Below are 13,995 nucleotides of genomic sequence, written 5' to 3' on the forward strand. Positions count from 1 at the left end.
TGACAAAATATCAGTATTTGGGACAATAAAAAAGCCCACCGAAGTGAGCTTTATTCAAACAAAAAATTACTTCTTGTCGTATTTTAAATCTGAGCTTGAAGGCTGATAAATCACTTGATCCGTAGTATTAGTTTTTAAGCCACCACCGAGTGATTTATAGAGCTCGATTTGGTTGTTAAGGTTCGCTTGTTCAAGCAGCAATAAACCTTGCTCAGCACTATACGATGTACGTTGCGCATCTAGTACAGTTAAGAAACTGTCAATACCAGCGCGGAAGCGGGCATTTGAGAGTTTGTAGGTTGTATTGGTCGCATCAACTAAACGGCGTTGTGCAGTTAAACGTTCACCGATATTTTGACGCACTGCCAAAGCATCATTCACTTCACGGAACGCAGATTGAATTGATTTTTCATAATCAGACAATGCGATCTGTTGCTGTGTTTCAGAGACTTTAATATTGGCACGACGTGTACCCCAGTCAAAGATTGGTATATCTAGACTAGGACCAACAGACCAAACAAAAGCGCCAGACTTGAATAAATCACTTAAGTCTGTTGATGCATAACCTGCTGAACCTGTGAGGCTAATGGTTGGGAATAAACGCGCTTTTGCAGCACCGATATTCGCACCAGCCGCACTTAGCTGATATTCAGCCGCTTTAACATCTGGACGGTTGTTGAGTAGATCACTTGGCAAACCAGCCGCAAAAGCAGTGGTTGATGTCACACGTGTGATTCTCTCTTTAGGCAATAAATTGTCAGGTAGTGGTTGACCTACAAGGAGGTTTAACGCATTAACCGCTTGTGCAATTTGAGTCTTGTATTCAGCAACATCACCACGTGCCGTCTCAACAGAAACTTGAGCCTGACGAAGCGGAACTTCACTGTCGATTCCCACATCAAAACGTTTTTTGTTGAGATTGTAAGATTCAAGTTGAGCTTTTAGCGTCTGTTCAGCGAGCTTAAGATTCGCTTGCGCATATGAGTAAGCCAACCAAGCTTGAGCTGTTTGGCTAATCAAGGCAATTTGAGTGGCATCACGTGCGCTTGCAGTTGAAAGATAAGTGTCTAGGGCATTGTCTTTCAAGCTTCTAACACGACCCCAAAAATCAATTTCATAAGCCGTTAAACCTAAACCTACATTATAGGTTGTTACTGGGCTTGGCGAATTGACCGTGTCTTGTCGTAAAACACCACCACTTGCACCAATCGTAGGCAATTGATTGTTTTGGCTGATTTGAAATTGTTGACGTGCTAATTCGATATTTAGCGTCGCTTTACGAAGATCACGGTTATTTGCCAAGGCTAAATCCAAAACTTGGATTAAGCGTTGATCTACAAAAAAATCCTTATAACCTTGCTCCGCAATAGATGGACCAGAAGCATTGCCAAGATAACTTCCTGGAATATTGGCTTGAGTGACCGGTTCTGGACCACGCATGCTTTGACATGCTGTCAAAGCAAGCGCAATTGCAGATACCGCAATGCTACGACCTGTAATAGACCATACGTTTTGCATCACGAAATTTGCTCCTGTTTATTTTGTTTTGGTTTTGTTTTAAAGATACTTCGGATCCATACGTAGAACACTGGAATAAAGAAGATCCCTAAAAGTGTTGAGCTGATTACACCACCAAGTACACCATAACCCACGGAATGTTGACTTCCTGCACCTGCGCCAGAAGCGAGAGCTAGAGGAAGAACACCAAAACCGAAAGCCAATGTGGTCATAATGATTGGACGCAAACGCATTTTCGCGGCATGCAAGGTTGCTTCGAAGAGTTCTTCACCTTGATCTTGAAGCTCTTTCGCAAATTCTACAATCAAGATCGCATTCTTCGCGGACAAACCAATCACGGCAATAATCGCCACTTGGAAGTAGATGTTATTTGAAAGGTTTGGATCTTTCAAAATAATCATTCCCAAGAATGTTAAGGCAAGTGCACCAACAATACCCAATGGCACAACCATGAGTACAGAGAATGGGATAGACCAACTTTCATATAAGGCTGCCAAGCAGAGGAAGACAATCAATAACGAAAGAGCATAAAGGAATGGTGCTTGTGCGCCAGACTCACGTTCTTCGAGAGATAAACCAGTCCATTCGTAATCGAAACCTTGTAAGCCCATTGAAGGAAGCTTTGCAATGATTTCTTCAACCGCGGCCATTGCATCACCCGAACTCACACCTGGAGCTGGAGTACCTGTAATGTTCATGGAAGAAACGCCGTTATAACGTTCTAAACGTGGTGAACCATAAGTCCATTCGCCTGTTGCGAACGCTGAGAATGGAACCATCGTACCTTGGTTATTGCGGACATACCACTTGTCTAAGTCTTCAGGCATCATACGAGAACTCGCTTCACCTTGGACATACACTTTTTTCACACGACCACGATCGATGAAGTCATTAATGTATGTACCACCCCATGCCATACCCATCGTACTATTGATTTCAGCAATGCTGACTCCCATAGCACCAGCTTGAGCATGATCGACGATGACACGATATTGAGGCGTATCTTCTTGTCCATTAGGACGAACACCTGTTAAGCGCTGATCTTGAGAAGCTAAGCCGAGTACAGCATTACGTGCTGCTAATAATTGCTCGTGACTTTGACCTGCAGCTGCTTTTAACTGTAGATTAAAGCCTGCACTCACGCCCAACTCCGGCATTGCTGGAAGTTGAAGAGGCATGATATAGCTGGCATCTTTCACAATCATATTCAGTGCCATACCACGTTGGATAATGGCACCGACCTGAGATTCAGGAGAGGTACGGTCTTTCCAGTCTTTCAACTTAATGAAGGCAAGACCCGCATTTTGACCAATACCCGTGAACGAGAAACCAGCAACACTAAATACAGATTCAACATGTTCTTTCTCGTTGTTGAGGAAGAAGCCTGTCATTTGATCAATTGTTTTACCTGTTCGTTCAAGCGTTGCATTCGGTGGAAGCTGAACGAGAGTCATCACCACACCTTGGTCTTCATCTGGTAAGAATGAAGAAGGAAGGTTGACAAATAACCAGCCCATCACAGCAATCACAACACCATAGACCAATCCTGCAAATAGCTTGGCATGTGTTAAACGGTTTACGCCGTTTTGATATTTCACCGAAATTTTGTCAAAACCATTGTTAAACCAACGGAAGAAACGGGCAAAAATGTTATTGCTTTGAGGTTTGTTGGCATCATGTTTTTTCAACATGGTCGCACACAATGCAGGGGTAAAGGTTAATGCAACAATCAATGAAAGAATCATTGCTGTAACGAGCGTGATAGAGAACTGACGATAAATTACACCTGTCGTACCTCCCATGAATGCCATAGGTACGAATACTGCAGTTAAGACAGAGGTAATACCAATCAATGCACCAGAGATCTGTCCCATCGACTTTTCAGTCGCTTCCACAGGCTCAAGATGCTCTTCTGCCATCACACGTTCAACGTTTTCTACGACGACAATCGCATCATCCACCAGAAGACCAATGGCGAGAACCATAGCGAACATGGTTAATGTGTTGATCGAGAATCCGAATATGTTGATCACGGCAAATGTACCCAATACAACCACTGGAACAGCCATTGTTGGAATAATGGTTGCACGCCAGTTTTGTAGGAACAAGAACATGACCAAGAATACGAGGATAATCGCTTCAATTAAGGTTTTCACAACACTTTTAATTGAGAGCTCAATAAATGGTGTTGTATCAAAAGCAAGTTTGTCCACCATACCTGTTGGGTAGTTTGGACGTAATTCTTTTAAACGATCTTCAATCGCTTGGGCTGTATCTAATGCGTTTGCACCCGTTGCCAAACGAATCGCTACACCACCTGCAGGTTGACCATTAAATTTAGAGTCAAATGCATAATTATCTGCACCTAATTCAATTTTAGCGACATCACCTAAACGAACTTGTGCACCATTTGGTGAGTTCTTAAGGAAAATATTTGAAAATTGTTCAGGTGTTTGTAAAAGACTTTGAGCAGTTACAGTCGCATTTAAAACTTGACCTTGTACAGAAGGTGCACCACCTAACTGACCTACCGCCACTTGCGCATTCTGAGTTCTTAATGCATTTGCAATATCACTCGGTGTAACTTGCAGGTTGGCCATTTTGGATGGGTCCATCCAAATTCGCATAGCATATGAACCACCAAATACTTGCACTTCACCCACACCAGTCACACGGCTAAGTGGTTCAGAGATATTTGAGTTTACATAGTCTTTAATGTCATTTGCATCTAATGCATCTGACTCAGAATAAAACGCAATAACTTGTAAGAAGCTTGCGCCAGACTTAGTAACTTTTAAACCTTGACGTTGTACGTCTTCAGGCAAAAGTGCAGTCGCTGATTGAAGTTTATTTTGAACTTGTACCTGTGCAATATCAGGATCGATACCTTGTTCAAAGTTTAGAGTAATGGAAGCTTGTCCATTACCAGCACTGTTAGATGAGATGTAACGTAACCCATCCAAGCCATTCATTTGTTGTTCAATAATTTGCGTTACTGTGTTTTCTACAGTTTCAGCAGATGCACCCGGATATGTTGCAGAAATCGATACCGTTGGTGGTGCAATCGTTGGGTATTGCGCAATTGGCATCTTGGTGAGGGATAAAATACCCGCCAACATGATGACCAATGCAATCACCCAAGCGAAAATTGGGCGATGGATAAAAAAGTGAGCCATTCAGTCTACTCCTTATGCATTTGAAGTAGCTTTTTGTTCAGATTGAGCTGCTGGCTTTGCTTGTTGACCATCTTTGCCGGCTTGAGGTGCTGCAGCTTGAGGTTGATAAGGTTTAGCTACAACTTGTTGTTCAGGTTTAACTTTCGCCACACCATCTACAATGACCTTGTCACCTGTATTTAGACCTTTGGTCACAATCCAATCTTTGCCTTGCACACCTGCAGTCTCAATTGGACGTACTTCAACTGCACCTTTCGCATTCACGATCATCGCAGTCGCTTGACCTGTTGGTGTACGGGTCACAGCCGCTTGAGGCACTAAAATCGCATTAGGAATTACACCTTGCACAATTTGAGCATTAGTGAACATTCCTGGCAATAATAATTGATTCGGATTTGAGAACACAGCACGTAGGGTAACTGTCCCTGTTTCTGGATTTACACTTGCATCAGAGAATGCAAGATTACCTTCAATAGGGTAGATGCTGCCATCTTCAAGTTTTAAACGAACTTTAGTATTGTTGCTGCGGTCGATGCTGCCTTGACTCAACTGTTGACGTAAACGAAGAAGCTCAGCACTTGATTGGTTGATATCGACATAGATTGGATCAAGCTGTTGGATTGTTACCAATGCTTCAGGTTGATTAGCCGTTACCAATGCACCTGCAGTCACACTAGAGCGACCTGATTGCCCTGAAATTGGTGAGCGAACAGTAGAATAACCTAAGTTAATCTGCGCATTTTTCACCGCTGCTTCTGAAGCTGCAACATCTGCTTGTGCCAATTTAACTTGTGCTTGTAGATCATCAAATTCTTGCTTAGACACAGCATTGATACCGACAAGTTGGCGATAACGGTCAGCTTTAACTTGAAGCGCATTGAGATTGGCTTTTTGACGAACTAAGGCTGCTTTTGCACTGTCTAAGTTCGCACGGTTGGTATTGGCATCAATTTCGTACAGAGGTTGTCCTTCACGCACAAAACTACCTTCAGCAAACAGACGCTTTAAAATCACACCGCTTGCTTGCGGACGTACTTCAGAAATTTGATAGGCTGAAGTTCGACCCGAAAGCTCGACAGTTTGTTCAACACTTTGTGGTTGAGCAACGATGACACCAACTTCAGTTGGCGGCATTTGCTGTTGTGCAGCGGCTTGCTCTGCATCTTTTGGATCTTTGCTACAACCCACAAGTGCAATACTTGTTGCAAGAGCACAAGCAGTGAGGGCAGGGGCCCAAAGCTTTGCCGACATCATTATTCCACCTCGTTAGATTTTTCTCTAAAAATAATTGTTTGCTTTGCTATCCGTTGTGATAGGACTAACCACAGTATAGTCAGCCATATCAACGCAATACTCCAACCTGCAACAACATCTGTCGGGTAATGAGCACCGAGATAAACCCGTGAAAAACCCATGCCAACAAACCATATACAGGCAGCGACAAAAATGATTCTACTTTGATGATGGTTTCGAAAGATCATGATCATCAAACCAGCAATCACTGCTGCATAGAGACTATGTGCGCTTGGAAATGCGGCTCCATAAGTTTCAACGATTTGATAAATTGCATTTGGACGAGGTCGGTCGAAAGCATATTTGAGTAACCAGCCAAGACAGGCACCACCAACGAGACCAAGTGAGATAAATAGACAGTTAGCATATTGTTTTAATCGCCATTGCTGTAAGGTCCAAATCGCCACGCACATCAGCATGATCGGTAAACCGCCAACATGAGACAATAAAACCGCAATTCCATCTATGAGGGGATTGCGGTGTTGACTCATCCATGAAACAGCAGTGAGATCGAGCTGTTGTATCGTTGGAATATAGATTCCTATACTACTTATCGTTATTCCTAAACAACCTATTAAAATCAGTAAGTAAGGCATATAAAATAACCTAAGTTATATTATAGTGGCATACATTTATTGCATGAATGCGTCAAAGTGTACTCGCCAGTACACTTTTTTTCAAGTCAGTGTAAAAGCATAATTTATAGTAATTTCATTACAATGTGCATCTTATTTTTAGCACAAAAAATAACACAAATATCTAATGAGAAGATTTCTTTGGTGAAATTGGATCTTCGACCTCTAAAGGTTGTTTTGGGGGCCAGAAAAAGTCCATTGGTCGTGTAACAAAGTGAGTAAATACTAATTTTGCCAGAGGTTTCCATTGTTCAAAACGAACACGTCTTGCGCGTAATGCCACAATAATAGTGAGACTAAAGCTGACAAATAAGTTGGTCAAACCAATTAATAATACACCAAGGAATGAAACAATAATGAGCCCTATTTCAGGCGTGCCATTGATACTCAATAGGCCCTGCATAAAGTTTGCTGAAGCAAAGGCAATATGACGAATATCTAAAGGCAGACCAAGAATAAAGCCAATTGTCCCCATGCTGCCTAGCATGATTCCGAACAGGAAATTCCCGGCTAGTGCTCCTAAATTACGTTCAATATAGTTTGCAAACTTTTCCAGTCTGTCAGCACCTAGCCAGTTTTTTAGACGATGATGTGCTTTTAAGCGAGGTCCGACTTTACGATACACTGCCATGTTGTCGAAGTAACCTGCGATCAAACCAGATAAAAATAGACATACACCTGCAATAGCTGCATGTGGGACTGCTAGGGATGTAAAAGGATTCAAACTATGAAGTAAATATGTTGCTTTACTGTGATTGAGTAATTGTTCACCCAAAATCAACGGCCACATCATGGTGATCAATGCTGCAACCGGAATTGCAATGGAAATATTGCCGAGAATAGCGACAAACTGCGTACGGATAATATTGATAATCAGTGCAGCAAGTTCTGCAATTTGTGCAGTTCGAGACCCTTTCTTTTGTTGAACTGTCGCGGCTAGGGCAGCTGCAGTCATAGCAGGTTGTTTGGTTGCAACGGTAAAATGCAGTACATGGATCAACATGAAACCTAATGCATAGTTCATGCTATACGCGAAGGCTTGCATGATAGGTGCCATGGCGATGCGCGCAGTGAGAATCTTCAAGGTCGCCATGATAGCGATAATGACGCCTGCACCTGCGGCTGATTTGTACATACTGAAGAAACCAGCTTTATTGGTACTTACATAATGTTCGCCTGTTTTACTGGCATTTTCAGTGACTTGTAATGCGATTAATTCACTGTTTGTTTTTAAAAGCTCTCGAACACTTCGCTCCTCATAGTGAGCCGCAACTAAATCTTGACATAACTCAGCTAGTGCTAAGTATTGAACTTTTCCAGTTTCAGTCAATAAGTTCAATAATAGTTCAATACGATCTAAACATTGCTCAAGCAAAGACAATAAATAAGTGAGACTTAAACTTACCCCAATTCTTTTCGTAGCACGACGAATCTTTAAAACAACATCGCGACACTGCTCAATCATCACCAAAGCTTGGTTGGCGTCGGGTACGACCATAGCAGTGAGATCATCAGCTTCACTATAATGTTTTTTGTATAGCTCAATAAATTCAATGATTTCACGATTCTGCACCAAAAAAGGTGACTCATATTCAGTCAGTTCTGGTTGTGCATTAATAAACTCAGGATAAAGTCCAATACCGCTGATACGGTAAGATAAAACTGTAATGGCTTTAATCATGTCGCGTTTGATGCCAAATTTTGCATCTAAGCTGCCATTACTTTGATTGACAATCTGAAAAAACTGAATCCATTGCTGATCTTCAATATTTTCTAGCCAATATTTATCGCTACGTAAATGAAAGACACGGAAGACTAAATCTTTTAAATCAGTTTCATCGGTCAAAAGGGGAAGAACATGCGCTCCCATTCGTTGACCCAACTGATTCCAAAAACCATCTAGAGAAAGAATCCCACTGTCCGCATAAATAGTGGTTTGTTTATAGCGATTGATCAGATGAACGATATAGGCTTGAAAAGTGGTGGCTGCAGTCGGCGTAATTAATAACGCTTGTATCAACGCCTGAAATTTTTGATTAATTTCTTCTAGGTTATAACTGTCTGATGGACGGATGCGATTAACGAGTTCAATGAGTATGTTTTCGTTTGGAGCAGCTTGATGATGGTCAAGTTGCTCCTGCATTTGTTTAAAAAGATCATTAAAGTTTATATGCATACGCAAATTTTTTTAGTTGAAGTTTATTGGATTCGATCTAATGCTAATTGCGCCAAATTATCAAGCGCTTGACGATAAATACTTTCAGGCAGTTGTAACAATGCCTCACGAGCTGCTGTAGTTTCTTCAACAGCACGTTCGCGACAGTAATCTAGTGCACCAGAGTTTTGAACAATCTGAATCACTTGATCCAAATGTTCAGTCCCACCTGTAGTGATGCTACGACGGATAATATCGTGCTCTGCACCAGAAGTTTTTTGTAGAGCAGCAATCAGTGGCAGTGTTGGCTTACCTTCCATTAAGTCATCGCCAATATTTTTACCAAGTGTTTCTGCGTCAGAGGTGTAATCGAGTATGTCATCTATGATTTGAAATGCATTCCCGAAATGACCTGCGTATTTTCTGAGTGCTTCACGATATTGATGTTGATTGGCAAGAATCGCAGCGCCTTCAGTCGCCAATTCAAACAAACGAGATGTTTTGCCGTGAATAATATCTAAATACGTCGCTTCAGTGGTTTCAGGTTGATGTTGAGATTGCAGTTGAAGTACTTCTCCTTCGGCAATTTCACATGTTCCTGTTGAGAAGTCTTTTAATAACACCATATTGTTCAAATCTACGAGCAAATCGAAAGCTCTAGAAATCAGGAAGTCTCCAACAAGTACAGCGGTTTGGTTATTCCATGTTGCATTCGCTGTAGGACGACCACGGCGTAACCCAGACTCATCTACGACATCATCATGTACCAGTGTAGCGGTATGCAGCATTTCAATAATTGCAGCTAACTTTTGGGCATGCTCTAGGTTGGTTTCACCGCAAGCGCGAGCAGCCAATAAACACATAATAGGACGCATGCGTTTACCACCTGCCTCAACCACATGTTTGCTGACTGACATCACCAAAGCAACTTTAGAGCTGATTCCTTCATTAATAAGTTGGTCCATCGCAGCAAAGTCTGTAGCAACAGGTGCGAGAATGTCTTGCTTAAAATCGATGGCCATAACAATGAAGTCCTTATACAAACAGTAGATGTTACTCAGCTAGTGTAACAATTTAAGTGAAAGTTTTGGTCGCTTTGCCACATGAATATGCATGATTTTCTTAATGTTGTTCAGTTTCTATTCATGTTTGTGATTTAATCTTCATAATACCAATAAAACTTGATACGTTATTTGATATTCGAAGTAGTTCATTTTGTGAATAAATATAGTTTAATCAATCAGCAAATTGTTATTTTCATGTAAGAAATAGATATTTCGGGATGAAAGTTAACTTTTAGACAAAAGACCTTGTTGTTTATTTCATTATCACTTAAAATCCTTGCCCTTGAATAACCCCCAGTGGCGTTCGTTTTAAGATCGATATATTCCTTTATCGGCACGACGACACGGGCCTGTTGGAGTACATTATGTACGCAGTAATCCAAAGCGGTGGTAAACAACACCGTGTTGTTGAGGGTGAAACCCTTAAAGTTGAATTATTGAAAGCTGAAACTGGTTCTACTATTACGTTTGATGACGTATTAATGTTAGTGAACGGTGATAGCATTCAAATTGGTGCTCCAGTTGTTGCTGGTGCTAAAGTAACTGCTGAAGTAGTTAGCCATGGTCGTCACGACAAAATCCGCATCATCAAAATGCGTCGTCGTAAACACTATCGTAAACAACAAGGTCACCGTCAATGGTTCACTGAGTTGAAAATTACAGCTATTTCAGGCTAATTACGAGGAGTAAATAGACATGGCAACTAAAAAAGCCGGTGGTTCGACACGTAACGGTCGTGACTCAAATCCTAAAATGTTAGGTGTTAAAATGTTCGGTGGTCAAGCTGTGACTGCTGGTAACATTATCGTTCGTCAACGTGGTACAGAGTTCCACGCTGGTGCTAACGTTGGTATGGGTCGTGACCATACTTTATTTGCTACCGCTGATGGCGTGATCAAATTCGAAGTTAAAGGTCAATTTGGCCGTCGTTATGTATCTGTTGAAACTGTATAAGTTTTATCAGGCATAACCAAAAAACCCACTCTTGAGTGGGTTTTTTTATATCTGAAAGAAAGTTTTTGAACTGAAGTGAATCTTCATCATGATGAAGTATTTTCAACAATTTAGCTAAATAACAATACAAAAGTTCTTATTTTCTCAATTATTAGCGATCAAATTTGGTTTAAGATGACTCCATATCAAATGATGATCAATAACAAAAGGTGGGATCATGACAATGCTTCGTAAAACGATTGGTGCAATTACAATGAGTGCTGCAATGATGGCACCAGTCGCAAGCACTCAAGTTTTCGCAGCGCCAGTGGCTGCTTCGGAGCAACAAGCGACCGCAAACTTGGTTCGTCAATTAAACGGAATAAAAAGTTTAACGGCAAATTTTGAACAAACAACGAAAGCAACTAAATCTAGTAAAGCACCACAAAAACAAGGTTTGAGTGCTCAACATATGAATCAGACTTTTACTGGGGTGATGAAAGTTGCTCGTCCAGGTAAGTTCTATTGGGAAACTACAGCACCAGCAAAACAAACAATTGTGACTTCTGGAAAGATGATTTGGATCTATGACCCAGATCTACAGCAGGCAATTCGTCAAAATATGGATGAGCAAGTTGCCAATACACCAGCATTATTATTGTCTGGTAATACCAACCAAATTATGCAGTCATATCGTGTAACACAGCCAAATAAAGCTAAAACTTACTACACGTTATATCCTAAGCAGAAAGATGGTGCCTTTCAGAGTCTGACCATTAGTTTCGGTGCAAATAAAGCGCCAAGCTTAATGATTTTAGAAGATTCATTAGGACAAACTACACACGTTAAATTTAGTAATGTGAAAGTGAATGCAGGTATTCCGGATTCAACATTTAACTTTACACCGCCTAAAGGCACAGACATTATTGACCAATAATATAAAAGCAGCGTTTATCGCTGCTTTTTTTAACTACAAATTTCAACTGAATTCATGTCATCTAGAATTTATAGTCTCTGTGTTAAACACTCATTTTTATTGGAGGCTATATGCTAAAACACATGAATCGGTTTGGAAAATTGAGTGTTATTTGTGCATCAATGATCATGTTAGGCGCTTGTCAGCCTCAATCTGATGCAGAAACTAAAAAAAGCAATGAGACTGCTGTGCAAGCAAAACAATCAGAATCTTGGTATATCGAATCGAAGAACGTCGAATTAAAGCCTAAACAGAAGCAAGTATGCGATGAGGCAGGGTGTACAGAATATTCATTCCAAACGGTTGAAACTAATCATCCGTGGATTAATACGTATTTTAAAAATCGAATTGAAAAAGCAGACCCTATACCATTCCAATCGGCTACTAAGAATACAGAGACAACTACTGTGGATCCGCTGAAGTTGAGTCAGAGTCAGACTGTGGTACGTTATTTAAGTCAACATCAGAATATAGCGAGTTTTGAATATCTGAGCTATGTATATCCTGCTGGTGCAGCACATGGGATGTACCACAAAGAATATGTTCATTTCGATTTAAAAACTAAAAAAAGAATAGCACTACAAGATTTAATTGTGAAAGGTCAAAATAAAAAGCTATTAGAAACACTTTATAGTGCTAATAGTATGTGGCTTACAGATCACAATATTGAACAAGATAAACTCGAATTAAGTGACAATTTCTATTACGGAGTTGATGGTATCGTCTTTGTTTATCCGCTGTATGAACTCGCGTCCTATGCTGAAGGAATGTCTGAACTCACTTTACCTTATGTGAGTGTGAATGGTTTGATACAGTCAGAATATCTTCCAAACCTACCCAAACTCGCTGCTGAGTAATTGACTCTATTTTAATTTGATTCAATAAGCTTCAGCTGTCAGCGCTTCGACTGTATTTTTTTCAACGAAGCGCTTACACTATAGGCAGTTTTTTTCCCTGAAAAGATTAACCATGATCGACCCGAAATTACTTAGAAATAATATAGAGGCTGTAAATTTAGCCTTAGCTAAACGTGGCGTGCAACTCAACGTAGAAGAATGGGCATCTTTAGAGGCTCGTCGTAAAGAAATTCAGTCTAAGACTGAAGCTTTACAAGCAGAACGTAATTCGGGTGCTAAACAAGTTGGTCAAATCAAAAAAGCAGGTGGTGATGCCTCTGAAATCATGGCTCGTATGAGCGCGATCGGAGATGAAATTAAAGCCGCTGAGCTTGCGTTAACAGAACTACAAGCTGAAATTGAAGCAAAATCACTTTCTATTCCAAACCTACCTCATGAGTCGGTGCCAGAGGGCAAAGATGAGAATGACAACGTTGAAATTTTAAAATGGGGTACGCCTCGTGAATTCAACTTTGAAATTAAAGATCACACTGATCTTGGTGAGTGGATGGGTGGACTCGAGTTTGAAACAGCGACTAAGTTAACAGGTACTCGTTTCAGTGTGCTCAAGGGCCCGCTTGCACGTTTACAACGTGCACTAACGCAGTTCATGTTAGATACACATACATTGAAAAATGGCTATACAGAAGCTTATGTACCGTATTTAGTAAATGCTGATTCATTACGTGGAACTGGTCAGTTACCTAAATTTGAAGAAGATTTATTCAAGCTTCAAGGTGACAAAGAATATTACTTGATCCCAACTGCTGAAGTGCCTGTGACCAACTTTGTGCGTGATGAGATTATTGATCCTGAGCGTCTACCATTGAAATATGCTGCTCATACACCTTGTTTCCGTAGTGAAGCTGGTTCTTATGGCCGTGATACACGTGGTTTGATTCGTCAGCACCAATTTGACAAAGTAGAAATGGTTCAAATTGTTAAACCTGAAGACTCTATGCAAGCATTGGAAGAGTTAACAGGGCATGCTGAGGGTATTTTACAGGCGCTTGGATTGCCATATCGCAAAATCATCTTATGCGGTGGTGATATGGGCTTTGGTGCAACGAAGACTTATGACTTAGAAGTTTGGGTACCAAGCCAAAATACCTATCGTGAAATTTCATCGTGTTCAAACATGGGGGATTTCCAGGCTCGTCGTATGAAAGCTCGTTACCGTGCTGATCAAAAGAAAACAGAGTTTGTTCATACTTTGAATGGTTCAGGTTTAGCAGTTGGTCGTACTTTGCTCGCGGTAATGGAAAATTATCAACGAGAAGATGGTTCGATTGAGATTCCTGAAGTCTTGCGTCCTTATATGGGTGGACAAAGTTTTATCGATTAATCGA

11 protein-coding genes are annotated in these 13,995 nt (G+C 40.9%); 5 read left to right on the forward strand and 6 right to left on the reverse strand.

The annotated features are described in order from the left end of the window. Positions 1-66 precede the first annotated feature (66 nt). From adeK to sdsA, 6 genes are all read right to left on the reverse strand, one after another. A complete protein-coding gene (adeK, locus tag AC1M89_RS10110; RefSeq protein ID WP_035267849.1) occupies positions 67-1,518 on the reverse strand; it encodes a multidrug efflux RND transporter AdeIJK outer membrane channel subunit AdeK in 1,452 nt (483 codons plus the stop codon). After that, on the reverse strand, positions 1,518-4,694 hold the full coding sequence (locus AC1M89_RS10115) for an efflux RND transporter permease subunit (protein WP_481608747.1): 3,177 nt from the start codon (positions 4,692-4,694) through the stop codon (positions 1,518-1,520). Before AC1M89_RS10115 ends, adeK begins: the two co-directional genes overlap by 1 nt. Positions 4,695-4,706: 12 nt before the next feature. Continuing rightward, a complete protein-coding gene (locus AC1M89_RS10120) occupies positions 4,707-5,948 on the reverse strand; it encodes an efflux RND transporter periplasmic adaptor subunit (RefSeq protein ID WP_035267853.1) in 1,242 nt (413 codons plus the stop codon). Beyond that, positions 5,948-6,583 (reverse strand): phosphatase PAP2 family protein, encoded by a 636-nt coding sequence (locus tag AC1M89_RS10125; RefSeq protein ID WP_035267854.1) that lies wholly within the window; start codon positions 6,581-6,583, stop codon positions 5,948-5,950. Before AC1M89_RS10125 ends, AC1M89_RS10120 begins: the two co-directional genes overlap by 1 nt. Positions 6,584-6,746: 163 nt before the next feature. Beyond that, positions 6,747-8,798 (reverse strand): site-specific recombinase, encoded by a 2,052-nt coding sequence (locus AC1M89_RS10130; protein WP_481612937.1) that lies wholly within the window; start codon positions 8,796-8,798, stop codon positions 6,747-6,749. Between the two features lie 23 nt (positions 8,799-8,821). Next, a complete protein-coding gene (gene sdsA, locus AC1M89_RS10135) occupies positions 8,822-9,799 on the reverse strand; it encodes an All-trans-nonaprenyl-diphosphate synthase (RefSeq protein WP_035267858.1) in 978 nt (325 codons plus the stop codon). A gap of 407 nt (positions 9,800-10,206) precedes the next feature. On the opposite strand from sdsA, the gene rplU reads away from it, so the two are divergent. The 5 genes from rplU to serS all read left to right on the forward strand — a co-directional run bounded on the left by rplU (position 10,207) and on the right by serS (position 13,991). Further along, a complete protein-coding gene (gene rplU, locus AC1M89_RS10140) occupies positions 10,207-10,518 on the forward strand; it encodes a 50S ribosomal protein L21 (RefSeq protein ID WP_035267860.1) in 312 nt (103 codons plus the stop codon). A gap of 19 nt (positions 10,519-10,537) precedes the next feature. Further along, positions 10,538-10,795 (forward strand): 50S ribosomal protein L27, encoded by a 258-nt coding sequence (rpmA, locus tag AC1M89_RS10145; RefSeq protein WP_035267862.1) that lies wholly within the window; start codon positions 10,538-10,540, stop codon positions 10,793-10,795. Positions 10,796-11,012: 217 nt separating this feature from the next. Next, on the forward strand, positions 11,013-11,711 hold the full coding sequence (gene lolA / locus AC1M89_RS10150) for an outer membrane lipoprotein periplasmic chaperone LolA (RefSeq protein WP_035267863.1): 699 nt from the start codon (positions 11,013-11,015) through the stop codon (positions 11,709-11,711). Positions 11,712-11,821: 110 nt separating this feature from the next. Beyond that, positions 11,822-12,607: an RsiV family protein gene (locus AC1M89_RS10155; RefSeq protein WP_481607564.1), complete on the forward strand. Its 786-nt coding sequence runs from the start codon at positions 11,822-11,824 to the stop codon at positions 12,605-12,607. A gap of 112 nt (positions 12,608-12,719) precedes the next feature. Then, positions 12,720-13,991: a serine--tRNA ligase gene (gene serS / locus AC1M89_RS10160; protein ID WP_179997729.1), complete on the forward strand. Its 1,272-nt coding sequence runs from the start codon at positions 12,720-12,722 to the stop codon at positions 13,989-13,991. Positions 13,992-13,995: the final 4 nt, after the last annotated feature.

The organism is Acinetobacter sp. ANC_7635 (assembly GCF_056779945.1).